Below are 21292 nucleotides of genomic sequence, written 5' to 3'. Positions count from 1 at the left end.
GGGCCGGGGCAGGGGGACGTGTGTCAGGCGCGGAGGCGCAGGCCCCTGGGGGTGGCGACGAAGCCCGCGGACTCCAGGAGCGCCCCGAGGGGTGAGGTCAGGGCCGAGGCGCCGTTGACCCGCTCCACGGTGACCGTGCCGAGGGAGCCCGCGCGGGCGGCAGCGGCCAGGGCCTCCGCCGCGACGGGAAGGCGGGGATCGTCGGCGGGTTCGCCGTCCGGGTCCGCGGGCCACGCCAGCACCGTCTTGCCGCCGCGCTCCACATAGAGCGTCAGTTCACCGTCGACGAGGACCACCAGCGAGCCCGCCTTGCGCCCCGGCTTGTGCCCGGCGCCCGTCGGGGGCTCGGGCCAGCCCAGGGCCGCACCGTACGCGTTCGCGGGGTCGGCGGCGGCCAGGACGACGGCCCGCGGGGCGCGGTCCGGGCCGGGGCGCCGGCCCGCGAAGGGGTCGTACGACGGGCGCGCTCCCTGATGCCGGGGCGCGGGAGCCTGCGCGGCGAGATCGCGCGGGGAGACGTAGTCGCCCGGCGACGGCCGCGGGTACGGTGCCCGGCCGGCGCCGGCCGGAAGGCGGGGGAAGCCGTCGTGGCCGGGGGCGGGCTCGTGGGAGCCGTCGGCGGGCGGGGCGAAGCCGTGGAGGGCGAGGGGGTCGGGGCCGCCGGGGACGTCAGGGCCGGCGTCGAAGGGGCTGCCCTCGAACGGGGTGTCCGGGCCGGGCCCGGGGAGGGTGTCGCCCCGCTCGCGGGCGTTGGCCGCCGCGCGGAGGCGGTCCACGGCGCCGTCCATGGCGAACTGGGCGGCCCCCAGGCCTTCCACCACGTAGCCGCGACGGGCCTGCCCGGTCTCCTCGAAGGCCGACAGAACGCGGTAGACCGCGGAGAAACCGCCCTCGACGCCTTCCGCGGCGACCGCGCCCCGGGTGACCACGCCGTGCCGGTCGAGCAGGGTGCGGGCCAGCGCGTGGGCGCGGACCGTGGGATCGGCCTCCCGGTCCGGCAGCAGCGACCAGCGACCGGCGACCGTCGGCGGGCCGGTACGGGAGGTGCCGCGGGCGGCTGCCGTGAGTGAGCCGTAGCGTCCGCGCGGGACCTGGCGCTTCGCGCGGTGGGCGGTGGAGCCCGAGGTGCGGCCCGAGCCCAGCAGCGAGCGCAGGGGAGCGAGCGTGTCGTTGGTCAGCCTGCCGGACCAGGCCAGGTCCCAGACGGCGTCGGCCAGCTGGGGATCGGTGGCCTCGGGGTGGGTGGTGGCGCGGACCTGGTCGGCGATCTGGCGGAAGAACAGTCCGTAACCGCCGGAGAGGGCGTCGAGGACCGACTGGTGCAGGGCGGTCGTCTCCAGGGGGTGTGGTGACGGCAGCAGCAGCGGGGCCGCGTCCGCGAGGTGGAGGGAGACCCAGCCGTCCTTGCCCGGGAGGGAACCGGCACCGGCCCACACCACCTCACCGGTGGCCGTGAGCTCGTCCAGCATCGCGGGGGCGTAGTGCGCGACCCGGGAGGGCAGGACCAGCTTCTCCAGGGCGGACGCGGGCACGGACGCACCCTGCAACTGCTCGATCGCGCGCACCAGACCGTCGACGCCGCGCAGCGTGTGACCCTTGCCGATGTGCTGCCACTGGGGGAGGAACTGGGCGAGTGCGGCCGGCGGCACCGGTTCCAGCTCGTGCCGCAGGGCGGCCAGGGAACGGCGGCGCAGCCGGCGCAGCACGGCCGCGTCGCACCACTCCTGGCCGATCCCGGCCGGGTGGAACTCGCCCTGGACGACCCTGCCCGCCGCCGAGAGCCGCTGCAGGGCGCCCTCGGTGACCGCCACGCCCAGCCCGAAGCGGGCCGCTGCCGTGGCCGACGTGAACGGGCCGTGCGTGCGCGCGTACCGCGCGAGCAGGTCGCCGAGCGGGTCCTTGACCGGTTCGGTGAACGCCTCCGGTACGCCGACCGGCAGCGCCGTGCCCAGCGCGTCGCGCAGCCGGCCGGCGTCCTCGATCGCCGCCCAGTGCTCCGTGCCGGCGACGCGGACCCGGATCGCGCGGCGTGCCGCCGCCAGGTCCGCCGCCCACTGCGGCTCGGCGCCCCGCTCCGCCAGCTCGGCGCCGGTGAGCGGGCCGAGCACGCGCAGCAGGTCGGCCACCCCCTCCACGTCCTTGACCCGCCGGTCCTCGGTGAGCCACTGCAGCTCACGCTCCAGCTCGGTCAGCACCTCGGCGTCGAGCAGTTCGCGCAGCTCCGCCTGGCCGAGCAGCTCGGCCAGCAGCCGCGAGTCCAGCGACAGGGCCGCCGCGCGGCGCTCGGCGAGCGGGGAGTCGCCCTCGTACAGGAACTGGGCGACGTAGCCGAACAGCAGAGAGCGGGCGAAGGGGGACGGCTCGGGAGTGGTGACCTCGACGAGCCGCACCCTGCGGGACTCCAGGTCGCCCATCAGCTCGACGAGCCCGGGGACGTCGAAGACGTCCTGGAGGCATTCGCGAACCGCCTCCAGGACGATCGGGAACGAGCCGAACTCGCCCGCCACCTGGAGCAGCTGGGACGCACGCTGGCGCTGCTGCCACAACGGGGTGCGCTTACCGGGATTGCGGCGCGGAAGCAGCAGCGCGCGGGCGGCGCACTCGCGGAAGCGGGACGCGAACAGTGCCGAGCCGCCCACCTGGTCGGTGACGAGCTGCTCGACCTCCCCCTTGTCGAAGGCGACGTCCGCCGCGTCCAGCGGCGCCCGGTCCGCGTCGTACTCGGTGCCCGCCCGCACCGGCTCCTGGTCGAGCAGGTCCAGGCCCATCAGGTCGGCGTCCGGCAGGCGCAGCACGATGCCGTCGTCGGCGTGCATCACCTGGGCGTCCATGCCGTACCGCTCGGAGAGACGGGCTCCGAGCGCGAGCGCCCACGGGGCGTGCACCTGGGCACCGAACGGGGAGTGCACGACGACCCGCCAGTCGCCCAGCTCGTCACGGAAGCGCTCCACGACGACGGTGCGGTCGTCCGGGACATGGCCGCAGGCCTGGCGCTGCTCGTCGAGGTAGGACAGCACGTTGTCCGCGGCCCAGGCGTCGAGTCCGGCGGCGAGGAGCCGCCCACGCGCCTCCTCCCGGGACAGCGAGCCGACCTCGCGCAGGAAGGCGCCCACCGCGCGGCCCAGCTCCAGCGGGCGGCCCAGCTGGTCCCCCTTCCAGAACGGGAGCCGGCCCGGCACGCCCGGGGCCGGGGAGACCAGCACCCGGTCGCGCGTGATGTCCTCGATGCGCCAGGAACTGGTGCCGAGGGTGAACACATCGCCGACGCGGGACTCGTACACCATCTCCTCGTCGAGCTCGCCGACCCGTCCGCCGCCCTTCTTGGGGTCGGAGCCCGCGAGGAACACCCCGAACAGGCCCCGGTCGGGGATGGTGCCCCCGGAGGTGACGGCGAGCCGCTGTGCCCCCGGGCGGCCGGTGATCTCCCCCGTGACCCGGTCCCACACCACGCGCGGGCGCAGTTCCGCGAACGCGTCGGAGGGATAGCGTCCGGCGAGCATGTCCAGTACGGCCGTGAAGGCCGACTCGGGCAGTGAGGAGAAGGGTGCGGCCCGGCGGACCATCGACAGCAGGTCGTCGAACCGCCAGGTGTCCATGGCCGTCATGGCGACGATCTGCTGGGCCAGGACGTCCAGCGGGTTCGCGGGAACGCGCAGCGACTCGATGGAGCCCGTCCGCATCCGCTCGGTGACCACGGCGGCCTGGACGAGGTCGCCCCGGTACTTCGGGAACACCACGCCCGTGGAGACCGCCCCCACCTGGTGCCCCGCGCGGCCGACCCGCTGGAGCCCCGAGGCCACGGACGGCGGCGACTCCACCTGGACCACCAGGTCGACCGCGCCCATGTCGATGCCCAGCTCGAGACTGGAGGTGGCCACCACCGCGGGCAGCCGGCCCGCCTTGAGGTCCTCCTCGACCTGGGCGCGCTGCTCCTTGGACACCGAGCCGTGGTGCGCGCGGGCGATGACGGCGGGCGCGCCCTGGGCGGCTCCGGACCCGCCCATCAGCTCGGCGGGGGAGTGGTGCTCGTCCAGGGTCTCGCCGGTGGCCCGCTCGTAGGCGATCTCGTTGAGCCGGTTGCACAGGCGTTCCGCGAGGCGGCGGGAGTTCGCGAACACGATCGTCGAACGGTGGGACTGGACCAGGTCGGCGATCCGCTCCTCGACGTGCGGCCAGATCGACGGGCGCTCCGCCCCCGGACCGTCCGCTCCCTGAGAGCTGTCCGCCACCGGGGAGCCGCCCAGCTCGCCCAGGTCCTCGACCGGGACCACGACGGACAGGTCGAACTCCTTGCCCGACTCCGGCTGGACGATCTCCACCTTGCCGCGCGGGGACAGGAAACGGGCGATCTCGTCGACCGGACGGACCGTCGCCGACAGTCCGATCCGGCGGGCCGGCCGGGGCAGCAGCTCGTCCAGCCGCTCCAGGGACAGCCCCAGATGTGCCCCGCGCTTGGTACCGGCGACCGCGTGCACCTCGTCCAGGATCACCGTCTCGATGCCCGTCAGCGCGTCGCGCGCGGCCGACGTCAGCATCAGGAACAAGGACTCCGGGGTGGTGATCAGGATGTCCGGCGGGCGGGTGACCAGGGCCCGGCGCTCGGCGGGCGGGGTGTCGCCGGAGCGGATCCCGACCCTCACCTCGGGCTCGGGCAGCCCCAGGCGCACGGACTCCTGGCGGATGCCGGTCAGCGGGCTGCGCAGATTGCGCTCGACATCGACGGCCAGGGCCTTGAGCGGGGAGACGTACAGGACGCGGCAGCGCTTGTGGTGGTCCGCGGGCGGGGGTGCGGCGGCCAGCTGGTCCAGGGCCGCGAGGAAGGCGGCCAGTGTCTTGCCGGAGCCGGTGGGGGCGACCACCAGCACGTCCGAACCCTCCTGGAGGGCACGCCACGCGCCCGCCTGGGCCGCGGTGGGCGCGGAGAACGCTCCCGCGAACCAGCCGCGGGTCGCGGCGGAGAAGCCGTCCAGGGCCGGGTGCGGTGTACTGACCATGCGTCCATCGTGCACCCGGGCACTGACAACAGGGCTGAACCGGGCGGATGCCCGGGACCGGGCGGGTCGCGGTCCCTGGGGCCGGCAGGGAGCACCGGCGGGAACACGTGACAATGGCCGTATGGCGGAAACGGGAAAGGAGCGCGCGCGGCACTGGCAGTACGCAGAGCTGCCCGGCGTCGACCTGCTCCGGGCCCGTTACATCCGCAAGTCGTTCGTCCGGCACACCCACGAGAACTTCGTCATCGCCGCCATCGCCGACGGGGTGGAGATCTTCCATCACGGCGGGGCCGACCAGTACGCGGGCGCCGGAGCACTCGCGCTCGTGAACCCGGACACCCCGCACACCGGACGGGCGGGCGTGCCCGAGGGATGGCGGTACGGCGCGGTCTACCCGCCGCCCGAGGCGGTCGCGGCCATCGCCGCCGAGACCACCGCACTGCGCGGCACCCCGGGGTTCGTGACACCGGTCCTCGACGACCCGTACACCGTCCGCCTGGTGCACCAGGTGCTGCGGGCCACCGACGAGGGCAACGCGCTCGCCGCCGACACCCTGCTGCGGGTGGCCGTGACCCGGCTGCTCCGGCTGAACGGCGGATCGCTGCCCCGGCGCCGGGTGCGCACCGCCGGTGCCCGGACCGCCGCACGCGCGCGGGTGCTGCTCGAGGAGCGGATGGCCGCGCCGCCGACGCTGGAGCAACTGGCCGACGAGCTCGGGACCGGCCCGTTCGCACTGCTGCGGGCCTTCCGCGACACCTACGGGATGCCGCCGCACACCTGGCTCACCGACGCACGGGTACGGCGGGCGCGCCGGCTCCTCGACGCGGGCACACTGCCGTCGGAGGCCGCCGTCGCCGTCGGGTTCACCGACCAGCCGCATCTGAACCGGCACTTCGGCCGGATCGTCGGCGTGCCGCCGGGCGCCTACCAGCGGGAGCGCAAGAACGTACAAGACACCCGGCGAACGTTCCACGTACGGTCCGGGGTGTGGCAGCAGAACAACAGGCAGCACTCGCAGAGGTACGTGACGGAGCAGCCCCGGGCGGAAAGCCGGACGGCGCCGTCGTCCGGGACGCCCTGGGGGTCGGGATCGCCGTCGGACTTTCCGGATTCGCCTTCGGGGTGACCTCGGCCGGCAGCGGGCTCACGCTGCTGCAGACCTGTGCGCTCAGCCTGCTGGTGTTCACGGGGGCGTCCCAATTCGCCCTGGTGGGGGCGCTGGCGGCCGGAGGAAGCCCGTTCACGGCCGCCGCCGGAGCGTTCTTCCTGGGCGTGCGCAACGCCTTCTACGGGCTGCGCCTGTCCCAGCTGCTGGCCCTCCCCCGCGCGGTGCGGCCGTTCGCCGCCCAGTGGGTCATCGACGAGACCGCCGCGGTCTCCCTCGCCCAGCCCACCCGGCGCAGCGCCCGGATCGGCTTCCTGGTCACCGGGCTCAGCCTGTACGTCCTGTGGAACCTCACCACGCTGCTCGGCGCGCTGGGCGCCGAGGCCATCGGGGACACCGACGCCTGGGGCCTGGACGCGGCCGGTCCCGCGGTCTTCCTGGCCCTGCTCGCACCGATGCTGCGGACCGGCACCGAACGGCTGGTCGCCGGGCTCGCCGTCCTGCTGGGGCTCGGGCTGCTGCCGGTCCTGCCCGCCGGTCTACCGGTCCTGGTGGCCGCGCTCGCGGCGCCGGCCGTCCTGTGGGCACAGGGCCGCCGCGGGGGCGCTCCGCGGGGTGACGTGAAGGAACGGAGCGATGCGCCGGCGCGCGGCGGCATACCGGAGGAGGACCGTTGAACATCTGGATCGCGATCGGCGTGACCGCCCTCGGGTGCTACGCCGTCAAACTGGCCGGGCTCCTGGTGCCCGCCGGTGCCCTCGAACGGCCGCTCGTCCGGCGGCTCGCCGCCCTGCTGCCCGTCGCCCTGCTCGCCGCCCTGACCGCCCAGCAGACCTTCGCCGACGGCCGGACGCTCGTGCTGGACGCGCGGGCGGCGGGACTCGCGGCCGCCGCCGTGGCGCTGGTGCTGCGCGCCCCGTTCCTGGTCGTCGTCGGGGCGGCCGTGGCCGTGACGGCGGGAGTCCGGGCCCTGGGCGGGTGAGGCGGCGCCGGGCGGCCCACCGGGCGCCCGGGCGCTGTCGGGCGGTGGCGGTCCCGGTCAGCCGGCCGGCGGCGGCCTGCGCGCCCGGGGTGCACGGGGAGCGGGAGACGGGTCCGGGTCCGGGTGTGGGCACGGGCCGACCGTAGGCGCACAGCGGTGCCGGCAGGCGGTCCCCGCACCGGCTCTCCCCCGTGGACGGGATACTGGGGGCATGCGGTTGACGGTCTTCTGGGAACGGATGGCGGAGCACTTCGGCACGGGCTACGCCGACACCTTCGCGCGCGATCACGTCATGTCGGAACTCGACGGGCGCACCGTGCACGGGGCGCTGGAGGCCGGCTGGGCCGCCAGGGACGTCTGGCAGGTGGTCTGCGCGGTGATGGAGGTTCCCCGGGAAAAGCGCTGATCGTCACAGAGATCGTCAGAGGGCAGACGGCTGCCGGTGGTGTGGGCGAGACTTGCCCCGTGGCACCCACTGAAGAGACCGGACAGGCAGCCCAGCACCCCTCCGCGCCGGGCACGCCGCCGCCGCCCGGTCCTCCGGTGGACGGTGCGGCCCCGCCGCCCGGCTCCCGCATGCCGCGCTGGCTGCCGCGTGCCATGCTGCTCGCGCTCACACTGGTCGCGCTGTTCCAGCTGGGCAGCTGGGCCTTCCACGAGCTCACCGGTCTGCTGATCAACATTCTCATCGCGTTCTTCCTGGCGCTCGCCGTCGAGCCCGCGGTGAGCTGGATGGCCGTGCGCGGGGTGCGCCGGGGGCTGGGCACCTTCCTGGTCTTCCTGGGGGTGCTGATCGTGGCGGCGGGCTTCGTCACGCTGCTCGGATCCATGCTGGCGGGACAGATCATCAAGATCGTCGAGGACTTCCCGGAGTACCTCGACTCCGTCATCAACTGGATCAACACGCACTTCCAGACCGAGCTGCGGCGGGTGGACATCCAGGAGGGTCTGCTCCGCTCCGACTGGCTGCGCAACTACGTGCAGAACAGCGCCACCGGCGTCCTGGACGTCTCCACGCAGGTCCTGGGGGGCCTGTTCCAGCTGCTGACCATCGGGCTGTTCTCGTTCTACTTCGCCGCCGACGGCCCGCGGCTGCGCCGCACCATCTGCTCCGTGCTGCCGCCCGCGCGGCAGGCCGAGGTGCTGCGCGCGTGGGAGATCGCCGTGAACAAGACCGGCGGCTACCTCTACTCGCGCGGACTGATGGCGCTGATCTCCGGCATGGCCCACTACGTGCTGCTGGAGATCCTCGAGGTGCCCTACGCGCCCGTGCTCGCCGTGTGGGTGGGCCTGGTGTCGCAGTTCATCCCCACCATCGGCACGTATCTCGCGGGCGCCCTGCCCATGCTGATCGCCTTCACGGTCGATCCCTGGTACGCGCTGTGGGTGCTGATCTTCGTGGTGATCTACCAGCAGTTCGAGAACTACGTGCTGCAGCCCAAGCTGACCTCGAAGACCGTGGACATCCACCCGGCGGTCGCCTTCGGCTCGGTCGTCATGGGAACTGCCCTGCTCGGCGCCGTCGGCGCGCTGATCGCCATTCCCGCGGTCGCCACCCTCCAGGCGTTCCTGGGCGCGTACGTGAAGCGCTACGACGTCACCGACGATCCCCGTGTGCACGGCCACCGCGGGACGGGTTCCGACAACGGCGGTCCCGGCCCCGGCGAGCGGCGGAGCCTCGCCGGCCGGGCCCGGCACCTCTGGGCGCGCCGGCCGGGCCCGGCGCGCCCCCGGGGCCGGGACGCCGAGGACTCCTGAGCCCGGCAGACCGCTTCACCGTCTGCTCGGGACCGACGGTGTGAAACCGTCGGTCCCGAGCAGACGGTGAAGGGTGAACGACTCGTGAGGGTGCCGGGGGATGCGCTTGACACAAAAATCGAACATCTATTCTTATAGGGGTGCCAGTGAGTCCCGGGCGTGGGTGCTATAGCCCGATTCGGGCAGGAATGGGCCCTGGTTGTCCACAGGCTGGAGGTGCGTCGGGGCGCGTTGTCAGTGGCAGGCGCTAGCGTCATTGACGTGAAGCGATCGACTCAAGCAAATCGGGTGGAACCCATGGCAGGAACCGACCGCGAGAAGGCGCTCGACGCCGCACTCGCACAAATTGAACGGCAATTCGGCAAGGGCGCGGTCATGCGCATGGGTGACCGGACGAATGAGCCCATCGAGGTCATCCCGACCGGGTCGACCGCGCTCGACGTGGCCCTCGGCGTCGGCGGCCTGCCCCGCGGCCGTGTGGTGGAGGTCTACGGGCCGGAGTCCTCCGGCAAGACGACCCTGACCCTGCACGCGGTGGCCAACGCGCAGAAGGCCGGCGGCCAGGTCGCCTTCGTGGACGCGGAGCACGCCCTCGACCCCGAGTACGCGAAGAAGCTCGGCGTCGACATCGACAACCTGATCCTGTCCCAGCCGGACAACGGCGAGCAGGCGCTGGAGATCGTGGACATGCTGGTCCGCTCCGGCGCCCTCGACCTCATCGTGATCGACTCCGTCGCGGCGCTCGTCCCGCGCGCGGAGATCGAGGGTGAGATGGGTGACAGCCACGTGGGTCTGCAGGCCCGCCTGATGAGCCAGGCGCTGCGGAAGATCACCAGCGCGCTCAACCAGTCCAAGACCACCGCGATCTTCATCAACCAGCTCCGCGAGAAGATCGGCGTGATGTTCGGCTCGCCGGAGACCACGACCGGTGGCCGGGCGCTGAAGTTCTACGCCTCGGTGCGTCTGGACATCCGCCGGATCGAGACGCTGAAGGACGGCACCGACGCGGTCGGCAACCGCACCCGCGTCAAGGTCGTCAAGAACAAGGTGGCGCCGCCCTTCAAGCAGGCCGAGTTCGACATCCTCTACGGCCAGGGCATCAGCCGCGAGGGCGGCCTGATCGACATGGGTGTGGAGCACGGCTTCGTCCGCAAGGCCGGCGCCTGGTACACCTACGAGGGCGACCAGCTCGGCCAGGGCAAGGAGAACTCCCGCAACTTCCTCAAGGACAACCCCGACCTCGCCAACGAGATCGAGAAGAAGATCCTGAAGAAGCTGGGCATCGGCGTGCAGGCCGAGGAGCCGGCCGATGAGAAGAGCGCGGATGCCGCCGCTCCGGCCGAGACGACCGCGACTCCGGCTCCGACCTCGGCGGCCAAGACCGCCAAGCCCAAGGCCGCCGCGGTCAAGAGCTGACCCGTGACCCGACGAACCGACTGGGCCGAGTACGAATGCGCCGCTTCCGGCGCCCCACGGGGGGCGGGCACCGGAAGCGGCGACGACCCGGCCGCGAACGGTGACCGGGCGTACGGGGACGCCGGCGGCGAGGACGGCTTCTTCGGCGACTTCTCCAGTGAGGACCCGGGGGGTGGCCGGCGCCCGCGCGGCGCCGGGTCCCGTCGTGCAGAGGGCTCACGGGGGAGCGGCTCGCGTGACGGCGGGCCGCGTGGTGGACGCAGACGCCGGGCTTTCGGCGAGGCGGCCGCAGCGGACGGGGACGACTCCTCCTCACCGAGGGCCGAGCGGGAGGAGTCTCCGGGGGACCCGGTCGAGCGGGCGCGGGCGATCTGTCTGCGTCTGCTCACCGGGACCCCGCGCACCCGGAAACAGCTCGCCGACGCCCTGCGCAAACGGGAGATCCCGGACGAGGCCGCCGAGGAGGTGCTGTCCCGGTTCGAAGAGGTCGGACTGATCAACGACAGCGCCTTCGCGGACGCCTGGGTCGAGTCCCGGCACCACGGCCGGGGCCTGGCACGGCGCGCCCTTGCCCAGGAGCTCCGGACCAAGGGCGTCGACTCCACGCTGATCGACGCGGCCGTCTCCCAGCTCGACTCCGAACAGGAAGAGGCCACCGCGCGCGAACTCGTCGCCCGCAAGCTGCGCTCCACCCGCGGACTCGACCGCGACAAGCGGATCCGCCGCCTCGCCGGCATGCTCGCCCGCAAGGGCTACCCCGAGGGCCTCGCCCTGCGCGTGGTCCGGCAGGCGCTGGAGGAGGAGGGCGAGGACACGGAGTTCCTGGAGGGCGGCGGGTACTGAGAGCCCGCTCTACGTCTGTACCGGCAGCCCCGCCGCCCGCCAGGCCTGGAAGCCGCCGATCAGGTCGGTGGCCCGGCGGAGCCCCAGCCGGTGCAGGGATTCCGCGGCCAGGCTGGAGGCGTAGCCCTCGTTGCAGATCACGACGACGCGCAGGTCATGGCCGGTCGCCTCGGGAAGGCGATGGCTGCCCCGAGGGTCGAGACGCCATTCCAGTTCGTTGCGCTCGACCACGAGGGCGCCGGGGATCGTCCCGTCCCGGTCGCGCAGGGCCGCGTAGCGGATGTCGACCAGCAGGGCTTCCCCGTCGCCGGCGGCCTTGTGAGCGGGGACCGCCTCGATGCGTTCGTAGCCCGCGCGGACCCGCTCCAGAAGTTCGTCGATCCCCGGGGCGTCGGCGGCCCCCTCCGGTGCCGTGCTCACTGCCAGTCCGCCGGACGCTCGACCTGCTCCAGGCGCAGTGTCGGGCCGGTACGGCTGTAGCGGCGCATCAGGGGGAGCGGCGGGTAGTAGGCGTGCACGGAGACCGCGTGCTGCGCAGGGGACTCGTTGAGCACCTCGTGCACGTGGTGCCGGCCGAAGGCACGGCCCTGGCCGGCCGCCAGCCGGCGCTCCCGGTCCACGCCGTCGTTCAGCTCCAGCGTCTTCCAGCCGTCGGTGGGCAGCCGCACGGAGAGCGCGTTCTCCGTCAGCTCACCCGACGCGGTCATGAAGGCCCCGAGGGATTCCCCGTGATCGTGCCAGCCGGTGCCCGTGCCGGGCGGCCAGCCGATCAGCCAGGCCTCGCTGCCCGCGGGACCGTCGAGCCGTACCCATGTGCGGCCCTCCGGATCGAGCGGCAGTGAGGCGACCAGCTCGGCGTCGGCGGCGACGCGTCGTACGAAGTCGAGGAGGTCCGCCTGCGAGGGGCGGGTGGCAGCAGTGGAGGCCGTGCCCGGGGCAGCGGCCGGGCCGGGAGCCGCACCGGACGCGGAGACCGCGGGAGACGTGGGGAGGGCAGGGGGGAGCGCAGGGGAAGCAGACACGTGGCACCGTCCTGAGGAAAGGTTCGCGGAGCGCGCACGGCAGCAGCGGCATGGAAGCGGCGCGCGGCGCGCGGGAGGAAAACGCGAGTTCAGAAGGACGGGCGACACACGCAGCCCGCATAGCGGAGGAGGTCCATATGGACCCTCCGCCACAGGCGCACACAGGTGTCGGTCACGGACCGGAGTACACCACGACGTCGCGCGCGTATCAACTCGCCGTCAGCATGCGGACGGCCACGGACAGCCACGGACACAGTGACGGCGATGAGTCGACAAGGCGACGCCGGGGCAACGCGTCGGAACGCCGGCCTCAGCGCGAACCCGCGCCGGTACCGGCGTTGACTTCGGCTCCCGGTTCCGCTTCCGCTCCGGCATCCGTCCCGGCGGCCCCCGCCCCGTTCTCCGCCGGAGCCGGTCCGCCGAGCGCCGTCTCGGCCGCCGTGTACAGGGACGCCGGACGGACCCCGCTCAGTGCCGTGACCAGGTGCCCGTCGGGGCGTACCAGCAGCACGGTGTGGGCCGCCGCCCCCGGATAGCTCTCCGCGACCAGAAGTTCGGCCGGCTGCGGCAGTGCCGCCACCGCCGACGCCAGCCGGGGCATGATTCCGGCGGACACCCAGTGCCTGCGCTCCCACACCCCGGTGCCCGGCGCGACCAGCACCACCAGCAGTGCCCCCCGGCCGAGCCGGCCCCGCAGCCGGACGAAGGTGCCGTCCTCCGCCGTGACCCGTACGTCGGTGACCGGTGCCCCGACCGGCGTGTCCACGGGGACCTCGCCCTCGAGAGGCGGGGGCGTGAGGGGCGAGTCGGCGTGCACGCCCGGTGCGCCCAGCGTCCCCTGTCCCAGGTGCCCCTCCACCAGGAACGCGTCATGACCGCGGGCGGCACCGGGGACGTAGGAACGCAGGCCTCCACCACCCCGTACCAGCGGCAACGCCTGGTCGGCGGCGCGCAGCCGGGCGGCGACGATCGCCCTGCGCTCCGTCTGGTAACTGTCGAGCAGCGCTTCGTGCGGACCGTGGTGCCAGGCCAGGGCCAGCTTCCAGGCCAGGTTGTCGGCGTCGCGGAGCCCCTCGTCCAGCCCGTGCGTGCCCAGGGCGCCGAGCAGATGCGCGGCGTCCCCGGCGAGGAAGACACGGCCGGCCCGCCAGCGCCGGGCGAGCCGGTGGTGGACGGTGTGCACCCCGGTGTCGAGCAGTTCGTACGGCGGTGTCGGGCCCTCGGCCCAGCCGGCCAGGGTCTCCCCGACCCTGTCGAGGAGCAGTTCGGGGGTGACCAGTTCCTTGCCCGGAGGCATCAGCCAGTCCAGCCGCCACACGCCGTCCGGCAGCGGGCGCGCGCTGATCTCCCCGGCGAAGGGGCCGGAGGTGCGCCACGGCGGCATCCGGTGCAGCAACGCTTCTCCGGGCCGGGGCAGCTCCGTACGCAACGCGGCCACGGCGTGACGTTCCACCGCCGTGCGGCCGGGGAAGCGGATGTCCTGGAGCTTGCGCACGGTGGAGCGGGGTCCGTCGCAGCCGACCAGATAGCTGCCGCGCCACCAGGTGCCCCTGGCGCCGCGGGTGTGCGCGGTGACGCCGGAGGGTTCCTGTTCGAGGGAGTCCAGACGGCTGTCCATGGCGACCTCGACGAGCGGTTCGCCGACGAGAGCCGCGCGCAGGGCACCGGTCAGGACGTGCTGGGCGATGTGCACGGGGCCGGGTTCGGTGTCGTCGAAGGCGATCTCATGTGTCACCTGCTTGCGCCGCATCGACCGCCATCCGGCCCAGGGTGAACCGGCGGCGGCGAGCGGCACCCCGGTCAGCCGTTTCACGAGTTCCGTGGTGTCCTCGCGGAGTACGACGGAGCGCGCGGGACGCGGTTCGTCCGCGCCCGGCCCCTCGTCGAGGACCACGCACGGCACCTCCTGGCGCGCCAGAGCCAGGGCGAGCGTGAGCCCGACGGGCCCCGCTCCGACGATGATCACCGGGTCCACGGCGCGACGCCCCCTGCTCGAAGTGACGTCCGGAGGGACGGGGAGGAACAGGAAGAGGGAGCAGGGTGCACGATCACAGAACGTATGCAACCTATTGCCGGTGCTTGCGTCAAGTGACCGAAGGCCGGTGGCGATCATGAAGTGGGGCGGGACTCGTCACACCACTTGACTGCTCATCACATCAGTCCGGTTCGCACCGTTCGTTCGCACCGCTGTTGCGGGCCGGCCCCCGGCATGACTGTGGCCCGCCGGGCAACGGCGGGCCACAGTCATGGCGTACGGCAGGCGCACGGTGGGGCGTGCGTCAGGTGTTGTCCGCGCCGGTCCCGCGGGTGCCCCCGACCTCGGCCGCGTTGAGGTCGTGGACGTCGTCGGGGCCGAGCACCGCGCCCGTGCTGCGCTTGCTGCGGCGCAGCCGCGCCTCGAGCCAGGAGGCGAAGGAGGTGAGGAGGAAGTTCAGGACGATGAAGATGATCGCCACGACGATGAAGCTCGGGATGACGTTGGCGTAGTTGGCCGCGAGCGTGCCACGCGCGTTCAGCAGCTCGGTGAAGCCGAGCATCACGCCGCCCAGCGCGGTGTCCTTCACGATGACGACCAGCTGGGTCACGATCGCCGGGAGCATCACCGTGACGGCCTGCGGCAGCAGGATGCTGGACATCGTCTGGCCCTTGCGCAGGCCGATCGCCTGGGCCGCCTCCGTCTGCCCCTTGGGCAGGGCCAGGATGCCGGCCCGGACGACTTCGGCGAGGACCGACGCGTTGTAGAGCACCAGACCGGTGACGACCGCGTACATGGGCCGGTCCGCGGTGCTGACGTCCGTGGAGCGGGCGAAGAACTCGTTGGCGAACAGCATCAGCAGCAGCACCGGGATGGCCCGGAAGAATTCCACCACCGTGCCGGCCGAGCCCCGCACCCACCGGTGGTCGGACATCCGGGCGATGCCGAGGACCGCCCCCAGCGGCAGCGCCATGACCATGGCCAGTCCCGCGGCCTTGAGGGTGTCGCCGAGGCCGGGCAGCAGGTACGTCGTCCAGGCCGCGGATTCGGTGAACGGCTTCCACAGGGCCCACTCCAGCTGGCCCTTGTCGTCCATCGCCAGGTAGACCCACCACAGGAAGAGGGCCAGGAGGACGACGAATACGACCGAGAAGATGACATTGCGCCGCTTGGCCCGGGGGCCGGGGGCGTCGTACAGAACGGAGGTCACCGCTTCACCGCCAGTCGCTTGCTCAGCCAGCCGAGGAACAGGCCGGTGGGCAGGGTCAGTACCACGAATCCGAAGGCGAAGACCGCGCCGATGAGCAGCGTCTGTGCCTCGTTCTCGATCATTTCCTTCATCAGCAGAGCGGCCTCCGCCACACCGATCGCGGCCGCCACCGTCGTGTTCTTGGTCAGCGCGATCAGCACGTTCGCGAGCGGTCCGATGACCGAGCGGAACGCCTGCGGCAGCACGATCAGCCCGAGCACCTGGGAGAAGTTCAGACCGATGGCGCGGGCCGCCTCGGCCTGCCCGACGGGCACGGTGTTGATGCCGGAGCGCAGCGCCTCGCAGACGAAGGCCGCGGTGTAGGCGGACAGACCGAGCACCGCAAGGCGGAAGCCCTGGAGCGCGAAGTCGTCGGGCGCGCCCATGGTCATGCCGAAGATGTCGGCGAGGCCGAGCGAGGTGAAGACGATGATGACCGTCAGGGGGATGTTCCGGACGATGTTCACATAAGCAGTGCCGAACCCTCGCATCAGGGGGACGGGGCTGACTCGCATCGCCGCCAGCAGGGTGCCCCAGACCAGGGAGGCGATGCCCGAGAACACGGTGAGCTTCACCGTCATCCAGAAGGCACCCAACAAGGTTGGATCGTTGTAGTCAGAAATGAAGTCGAACACGATCTCCCGCGCTTCCGGGTGTGTGGCGTACGTGGCGGACGCGGCGCGCCGCCGCCCTGATCGCGACGGACGGCGGCACGCCTTCAAGACCCCGCGTTACGGACGGCCCTGGGCTTACTTGACGATGTCGCCGATCTTCGGGGCCGGCTCGTTGTTGTACTCGGCCGGGCCGAAGTTCGTCTCGACCGCCTTGTCCCAGGCCTTGTCGCCGACCATCTTCTCCAGCGCGTCATTGATCTTGTTGACGGTCTCGGTGTCGCCCTTCTTGACACCGATGCCGTAGTTCTCGTTGCTCAGCTTCAGGCCGGCGAGCTTGAACTTGCCCTTGTACTGGTCCTGCGAGGCGTAGCCGGCGAGGATCGAGTCGTCGGTGGTCAGCGCGTCCACGGCGCCGCTCTGCAGGGCGGCGACGCACTCCGAGTAGGTGGGGAGCTGCTTGAGCTGCGCCTTCGGGGCGTCCTTCTTGACGTTCTGCGCCGAGGTCGACCCGGTCACGGAACAGAGCTTCTTGTCGTTCAGGTCCGTGGCGTCGGTGATGTCCGAGTCGCTCTTGACCAGCAGGTCCTGGTGGGCCAGCAGGTACGGGCCGGCGAAGTCGACCTTCTGGGCGCGCTCGTCGTTGATGGAGTAGGTCGCCGCGATGAACTTCACGTCACCGCGCGCGAGGGCGTTCTCGCGGTCGGCGCTCTTGGTCTCGACCCACTCGATCTGGTCGGGCTCGTAGCCGAGCTCCTTGGCGACGTACGTCGCCACGTCCACGTCGAAGCCGGTGAAGGAGCCGTCCGGCGTCTTCAGGCCGAGACCGGGCTGGTCGTACTTGATGCCGATCTTGATCTTGTCGCCGCCCCCGGAGCCGGAGGACGAAGCGTTGTCGCCGCTGTCGTCGCCACCGCAGGCGGTGGCGGTCAGGGCGAGGGCGAGCACGGCGGCCGAGGCGGCGGTGACCTTGCGGAGCTTCATGGTGCACATCCTTTTGACTGGTGAGGTGATGCGGCCCGTGTGTGGGTGAGGTGATGCGGCCCCGGCCATCCGGTGACGCACGTCGTCCGAGCGCCAGGCGCAGGACGACGTCAGTGGTGAAGGATCTTCGACAGGAAGTCCTTGGCACGGTCGCTGCGCGGGTTGCTGAAGAACTGGTCCGGCGTCGCCTCTTCGACGATGCGGCCGTCCGCCATGAACACCACGCGGTTGGCGGCAGAACGGGCGAAGCCCATCTCGTGGGTCACGACGATCATGGTCATGCCGTCGCGGGCGAGCTGCTGCATGACCTCCAGAACCTCGTTGATCATCTCCGGGTCGAGAGCCGACGTCGGCTCGTCGAAGAGCATGACCTTGGGCTCCATCGCCAGGGCCCGCGCGATGGCGACACGCTGCTGCTGGCCACCGGAGAGCTGCGCGGGGTACTTCTCGGCCTGCGAGCCCACGCCGACCCGGTCGAGCAGGGCACGGGCCCGCTCCTCAGCGGCCTTCTTGTCCTTCTTGCGGACCTTGACCTGGCCCAGCGTCACGTTCTCGAGCACGGTCTTGTGCGCGAAGAGGTTGAAGGACTGGAAGACCATCCCCACGTCGGCCCGCAGCCGGGCGAGCTCCTTGCCCTCGTGCGGCAGGGGCTTGCCGTCGATCGTGATCGACCCGTCGTCGATCGTCTCCAGCCGGTTGATGGCGCGGCACAGGGTGGACTTCCCGGACCCGGAGGGCCCGATGACGACGACGACTTCACCGCGGGCGATCGTCAGGTCGATGTCCTGGAGTACGTGCAACGCGCCGAAATGCTTGTTGACGCTCTTCAGGACGACCAGATCGCCGGTCGCGGCCACATCTTCCTTGGCCACCGATACTTCGGTCATCGCTCTCTGGCTCCGTCCTCCTCGGTTTGGGAGGACAGTAGTAACCCTTCAGACCTGCGTCATCACATCTGAGGGGAATCTGAGCATCACGATCCGATAGCAATCGGACACGTGTCGTAGCACTTGTGAGCAGGGCTCGTTTCGGCCGGATAACGGTACCGAAGAGCAACCGGAACCCTCTTGACGCCGTCCTCGTTCATCGGCGTCACTGCAAGGTGCGCCCGCGCGTGCACACGTTTTTTCTCCACCGCTTTTCTACACACTCGGATGGTACGGCCGATGAACCGAAGGGGGACCGGATGAGACTGCTTCTCGTCGAAGACGACAACCATGTCGCCGCCGCCCTGTCGGCCGTCCTGACGCGGCACGGTTTCGACGTCACCCACGCGCGCAACGGCGAGGAGGCTCTCCGGGCGCTCGTCCCCGAGGCCGACCGCTTCGGGGTCGTCCTCCTCGACCTGGGCCTGCCCGACCAGGACGGCTACGAGGTGTGCGGAAAGATCCGCAAGCGCACCGGCACCCCGGTGATCATGGTCACCGCCCGCTCCGACGTGCGCTCCCGTATCCACGGCCTCAACCTCGGCGCCGACGACTACGTGGTCAAGCCGTACGACACGGGTGAACTGCTCGCCCGGATCCATGCCGTGAGCCGGCGCACCGTCCAGGAGGAGACCCCGAGCAGTGGCGAGGCCGAGCTGCGGATCGGCTCCGTGCGCATCGACCTGCCGACCCGGCAGGTCAGCGTGAACGGTGCGGTCGTCCCGCTGACCCGCAAGGAGTTCGATTTGCTGGCCCTGCTCGCCCAGCGCCCCGGGGTTGTCTTCCGCCGCGAGCAGATCATCAGCGAGGTGTGGCGCACCAGCTGGGAGGGGACCGGACGCACCCTCGAGGTGCACGTCGCCTCCCTGCGCGCCAAGCTGCGCATGCCGGCCCTCATCGAGACCGTGCGCGGAGTCGGCTACCGGCTCGTCGAGCCCGTGGTCTAGGGCGGGCCTGACCAGGTGCACACACGTCTGCTGCCGCTGCTCATCGTCCTGATGGCGGCCGTCCTGCTCGCTCTCGGCGTTCCGCTCGCGGTCAGTCTGGCGGGCGCGCAGCAGCAGCAGGTCATCGTCGACCGGATCGACGACACGGCACGCTTCGCGGCCCTCGCCCAGTTCGTCACCGAACCCGCCGACCCCGTCACCGGGGACGTCAACGAGCGCCGGGAGACCCTCAGCAGCGAACTCCACAGCTACTACGAGGTGTACGGCATCCGGGCCGGCGTCTTCCACCGCAACGACGCCCCGATGGCGCACGCGCCGGACGACTGGTTCCTGCCGGGGACCGGTGAGGTGCGCGACGCCTTCCAGGAGGCGCTGCTCAGCCGGCGCAGCCACGACCCGGAGCAGGTGTGGCCCTGGGAACGGCGCAGCCTCGTGGTGGCCTCGCCGGTCATCCGGGACGGTGACGTCGTCGCCGTCGTCGTCACCGACTCGCCCACCGGGCAGATGCGGTCCCGCATCCTGCGGGGCTGGCTGTTCATCGGGGCCGGCGAAGCGGCCGCGATGCTGCTGGCCGTCGGCGCGGCCCTGCGGCTGGCCGGCTGGGTGCTCAAGCCCGTACGGGTCCTGGACGCCACCACCCACGACATCGCCACCGGACGGCTGAAGTCCAGGGTCGCTGCGGCCGGCGGACCGCCGGAACTCCGCAGGCTCGCCCGGTCTTTCAACGAGATGGCGGACAACGTCGAGAACGTGCTGGAGCAGCAGCGCGCCTTCGTCGCCGATGCCTCGCACCAGCTGCGCAACCCGCTTTCGGCACTGCTCCTGCGCATCGAACTGCTCGCCCTGGAGCTGCCCGAGGGCAACGAGGAGATCGCCTCCGTCCAGGCCGAGGGCAAGCGGCTGGCGCAGGTCCTGGACGACCTGCTCGGCCTGGCGCTGGCCGAACACAGCGAGGCTCAGCTCCAGATCACCGACATCGGCGCCCTGACCGCCGAACGCGTGGCGGCGTGGTCGCCCACCGCCGGGGCCAAGGGCGTCCTGCTGACCGGGGACTGCCCGCCGACCACGGCATGGGCCGACCCGGTCGCCCTGTCCAGCGCGCTGGACGCGGTCATCGACAACGCGGTCAAGTTCACGCCCGAGGACCGGAGCGTCGAGGTGGCCGTCGCTTCCAACGGCGACACCTCCACCGTCGTCGTCACCGACAACGGCCCCGGTCTGACCGACGAGGAGCTGGTCCGCGTCGGCGACCGCTTCTGGCGCAGCTCACGGCACCAGAACGTCAAGGGCTCCGGCCTCGGCCTGTCCATCTCCCGCGCCCTGCTCACGGCGGGCGGCGGCTCGATCGCGTACGGCCGGCACGAGCCGCACGGGCTGACGGTGACGGTGACGGTGCCCAGGAGCGCGCCCACGGGCGAGGCGACGGTTCAGGGCTTGACGGACCGGTAGTACCGGCGCGCGCCGTCGTGCAGCCGGAGCGGATCGGTGTAGATCGCGGTGCGTACGTCGACGAGCTGGGCGGAGTGGACGTGCGCACCGATGCCGTCCCGGCTCTTGAGCACGATCCGGGTCAGCCACTCGGTGATGCGCGGGTCCGTGTCCGTCCGTGTGATCAGCAGATTGGACACGGCCATCGTCGGGACGGTCGAACCGTGCTGGCTGCCGGGGTAGGCCGACTCCGGCATGTTGGTGGCACGGTAGTAGCGCGTGGCCCCGCCCTGATCGTGCAGCCGGGCGACCAGATCGGCCGGGATCGGCACGAACCTGAGGCCGGCGTCCTCGGACAGGGTGCGCAGGCCGTCGGTGGGCAGCCCGCCCGACCAGAAGAACGCGTCCAGCCCCTGTCCGAGTCGTCCGGGGCCGGTGTCGATGCCGTCCGCGAAGGGCCTGATGTCCTTCTCCGGGTCGATGCCGGCAGCCCTGAGCACCCGGTTGGCGATGAGCCGGACACCCGACTTGGGCGGCCCTATGGCGACCCTCTTGCCCCGCAGATCGGCGATGGAACGGATGCCGGAGCCGGGAGGGACCACGAGCTGCACGTAGTCGTCGTAGAGACGGGCGACCCCGCGCAGCCCGTCGGCGTTCTTCGCGCCGCTCAGCCTGTACGTCTGCACCGCGTCGGCCGCGGCGATCGCGAAGTCCGCCTGCCCGGTCGCCACGCGCCGCACGTTCTCCTGCGAACCGTCGCTCGTCAGCAGCCGCACTTCGAGGTCGGGCATGTCCTTGCTCAGCGACGTGCGCAGAAGCTCCCCGTACTTCTGGTAGACCCCCGCGTGCGTGCCCGTGCTCAGCGTGACCGTCCCGCGCGGCGGATCCTCGGTCCAGGGCGCCAGCCACCACAGCAGCAGTCCGAGCGCCACGAGGCCGGCGACCGCGCCCCGCAGGACCCGGCGCCTGCCGATACGGGACGGCGCGATGGACATGTGCGCGATCCTGCCAGCCCGTCCGCCCCCTGACCAGGCCGGGAGAGTCCAGGGAGA

18 protein-coding genes and 1 pseudogene are annotated in these 21292 nt (G+C 72.0%); 9 read left to right on the top strand and 10 right to left on the bottom strand.

Annotation, left to right across the window (positions count from 1 at the left end; translation table 11 throughout):
* Window positions 1-23: 23 nt before the first annotated feature.
* Window positions 24-4994 carry an ATP-dependent helicase gene (locus tag ACIF80_RS24325; protein WP_399808204.1) on the bottom strand — a complete coding sequence of 1657 codons (4971 nt, stop codon included), beginning with the start codon at window positions 4992-4994 and terminating at the stop codon, window positions 24-26.
* Between ACIF80_RS24325 and ACIF80_RS24320 the strand changes: the two are divergent.
* The 7 genes and pseudogenes from ACIF80_RS24320 to recX all read left to right on the top strand — a co-directional run.
* A pseudogene (locus tag ACIF80_RS24320) lies at window positions 4993-5868 on the top strand (AraC family ligand binding domain-containing protein); the annotation flags it as partial. The gene ACIF80_RS24325 and the pseudogene ACIF80_RS24320 overlap by 2 nt on opposite strands.
* 113 nt (window positions 5869-5981) lie before the next feature.
* The gene (locus tag ACIF80_RS24315) at window positions 5982-6776 is read left to right on the top strand and encodes an AzlC family ABC transporter permease (RefSeq protein ID WP_399808202.1); all 795 of its coding nucleotides are present in this window, start codon (window positions 5982-5984) and stop codon (window positions 6774-6776) included.
* A complete protein-coding gene (locus ACIF80_RS24310; RefSeq protein ID WP_257848072.1) occupies window positions 6773-7081 on the top strand; it encodes an AzlD domain-containing protein in 309 nt (102 codons plus the stop codon). The genes ACIF80_RS24315 and ACIF80_RS24310 overlap by 4 nt, the downstream gene beginning before the upstream one ends.
* Window positions 7082-7292: 211 nt before the next feature.
* Entirely contained in the window at window positions 7293-7487 is a 195-nt protein-coding gene (locus ACIF80_RS24305; RefSeq protein ID WP_399808199.1) for a DUF3046 domain-containing protein, read from the top strand.
* A gap of 59 nt (window positions 7488-7546) precedes the next feature.
* Window positions 7547-8839, top strand: a complete 1293-nt coding sequence (locus ACIF80_RS24300; RefSeq protein WP_399808197.1) for an AI-2E family transporter — start codon at window positions 7547-7549, stop codon at window positions 8837-8839.
* 297 nt (window positions 8840-9136) lie between these two features.
* The gene (recA, locus tag ACIF80_RS24295) at window positions 9137-10255 is read left to right on the top strand and encodes a recombinase RecA (protein WP_399808196.1); all 1119 of its coding nucleotides are present in this window, start codon (window positions 9137-9139) and stop codon (window positions 10253-10255) included.
* A 3-nt stretch (window positions 10256-10258) separates the two neighbouring features.
* Window positions 10259-11098 (top strand): recombination regulator RecX, encoded by an 840-nt coding sequence (gene recX / locus ACIF80_RS24290; RefSeq protein ID WP_399808194.1) that lies wholly within the window; start codon window positions 10259-10261, stop codon window positions 11096-11098.
* Window positions 11099-11107: 9 nt separating this feature from the next.
* Here recX and ACIF80_RS24285 read toward each other — a convergent pair whose 3' ends face one another.
* The 8 genes from ACIF80_RS24285 to ACIF80_RS24250 form a co-directional block, all read right to left on the bottom strand.
* On the bottom strand, window positions 11108-11518 hold the full coding sequence (locus ACIF80_RS24285) for a rhodanese-like domain-containing protein (protein WP_399808191.1): 411 nt from the start codon (window positions 11516-11518) through the stop codon (window positions 11108-11110).
* The gene (locus tag ACIF80_RS24280; protein WP_399808189.1) at window positions 11515-12120 is read right to left on the bottom strand and encodes a cysteine dioxygenase; all 606 of its coding nucleotides are present in this window, start codon (window positions 12118-12120) and stop codon (window positions 11515-11517) included. The genes ACIF80_RS24285 and ACIF80_RS24280 overlap by 4 nt, the downstream gene beginning before the upstream one ends.
* A gap of 89 nt (window positions 12121-12209) precedes the next feature.
* A complete protein-coding gene (locus tag ACIF80_RS24275; protein WP_324618291.1) occupies window positions 12210-12281 on the bottom strand; it encodes a putative leader peptide in 72 nt (23 codons plus the stop codon).
* Window positions 12282-12430: 149 nt separating this feature from the next.
* On the bottom strand, window positions 12431-14095 hold the full coding sequence (locus tag ACIF80_RS24270) for an FAD-dependent monooxygenase (RefSeq protein WP_399808186.1): 1665 nt from the start codon (window positions 14093-14095) through the stop codon (window positions 12431-12433).
* Window positions 14096-14399: 304 nt separating this feature from the next.
* A complete protein-coding gene (locus ACIF80_RS24265) occupies window positions 14400-15305 on the bottom strand; it encodes an amino acid ABC transporter permease (protein WP_399808183.1) in 906 nt (301 codons plus the stop codon).
* Window positions 15302-15979: an amino acid ABC transporter permease gene (locus tag ACIF80_RS24260; protein WP_399808181.1), complete on the bottom strand. Its 678-nt coding sequence runs from the start codon at window positions 15977-15979 to the stop codon at window positions 15302-15304. Before ACIF80_RS24260 ends, ACIF80_RS24265 begins: the two co-directional genes overlap by 4 nt.
* A 114-nt stretch (window positions 15980-16093) precedes the next feature.
* A complete protein-coding gene (locus ACIF80_RS24255) occupies window positions 16094-16939 on the bottom strand; it encodes a glutamate ABC transporter substrate-binding protein (RefSeq protein WP_399808179.1) in 846 nt (281 codons plus the stop codon).
* Between the two features lie 110 nt (window positions 16940-17049).
* Window positions 17050-17826, bottom strand: a complete 777-nt coding sequence (locus ACIF80_RS24250; RefSeq protein WP_399808177.1) for an amino acid ABC transporter ATP-binding protein — start codon at window positions 17824-17826, stop codon at window positions 17050-17052.
* A gap of 299 nt (window positions 17827-18125) precedes the next feature.
* Between ACIF80_RS24250 and ACIF80_RS24245 the strand changes: the two genes are divergently transcribed.
* Window positions 18126-18812, top strand: coding sequence for a response regulator transcription factor (locus ACIF80_RS24245; protein WP_399808174.1), 687 nt, complete (start codon window positions 18126-18128; stop codon window positions 18810-18812).
* A 15-nt stretch (window positions 18813-18827) separates the two neighbouring features.
* Window positions 18828-20261 carry a sensor histidine kinase gene (locus ACIF80_RS24240; protein WP_399808171.1) on the top strand — a complete coding sequence of 478 codons (1434 nt, stop codon included), beginning with the start codon at window positions 18828-18830 and terminating at the stop codon, window positions 20259-20261.
* Here ACIF80_RS24240 and ACIF80_RS24235 read toward each other — a convergent pair.
* Window positions 20240-21235 (bottom strand): TAXI family TRAP transporter solute-binding subunit, encoded by a 996-nt coding sequence (locus tag ACIF80_RS24235; protein ID WP_399808169.1) that lies wholly within the window; start codon window positions 21233-21235, stop codon window positions 20240-20242. The genes ACIF80_RS24240 and ACIF80_RS24235 overlap by 22 nt on opposite strands.
* Window positions 21236-21292 lie beyond the last annotated feature (57 nt).

The sequence above is a fragment of the Streptomyces sp. NPDC085927 genome, assembly GCF_044540975.1.
Lineage (GTDB): Bacteria > Actinomycetota > Actinomycetes > Streptomycetales > Streptomycetaceae > Streptomyces > Streptomyces hirsutus.
Note: the sequence above shows the minus strand (reverse complement) of the source record. Positions and strands in the feature narration are given on the sequence as shown.

Coding starts and splice junctions, on each gene's coding strand:
- recA (WP_399808196.1), top strand. CDS start 9,137: ATGGCAGGAACCGACCGCGAGAAGGCGCTCGACGCCGCACTCGCACAA.
- ACIF80_RS24250 (WP_399808177.1), bottom strand. CDS start 17,826: ATGACCGAAGTATCGGTGGCCAAGGAAGATGTGGCCGCGACCGGCGAT.
- ACIF80_RS24255 (WP_399808179.1), bottom strand. CDS start 16,939: ATGAAGCTCCGCAAGGTCACCGCCGCCTCGGCCGCCGTGCTCGCCCTC.
- ACIF80_RS24325 (WP_399808204.1), bottom strand. CDS start 4,994: ATGGTCAGTACACCGCACCCGGCCCTGGACGGCTTCTCCGCCGCGACC.
- ACIF80_RS24245 (WP_399808174.1), top strand. CDS start 18,126: ATGAGACTGCTTCTCGTCGAAGACGACAACCATGTCGCCGCCGCCCTG.
- ACIF80_RS24235 (WP_399808169.1), bottom strand. CDS start 21,235: ATGTCCATCGCGCCGTCCCGTATCGGCAGGCGCCGGGTCCTGCGGGGC.
- ACIF80_RS24305 (WP_399808199.1), top strand. CDS start 7,293: ATGCGGTTGACGGTCTTCTGGGAACGGATGGCGGAGCACTTCGGCACG.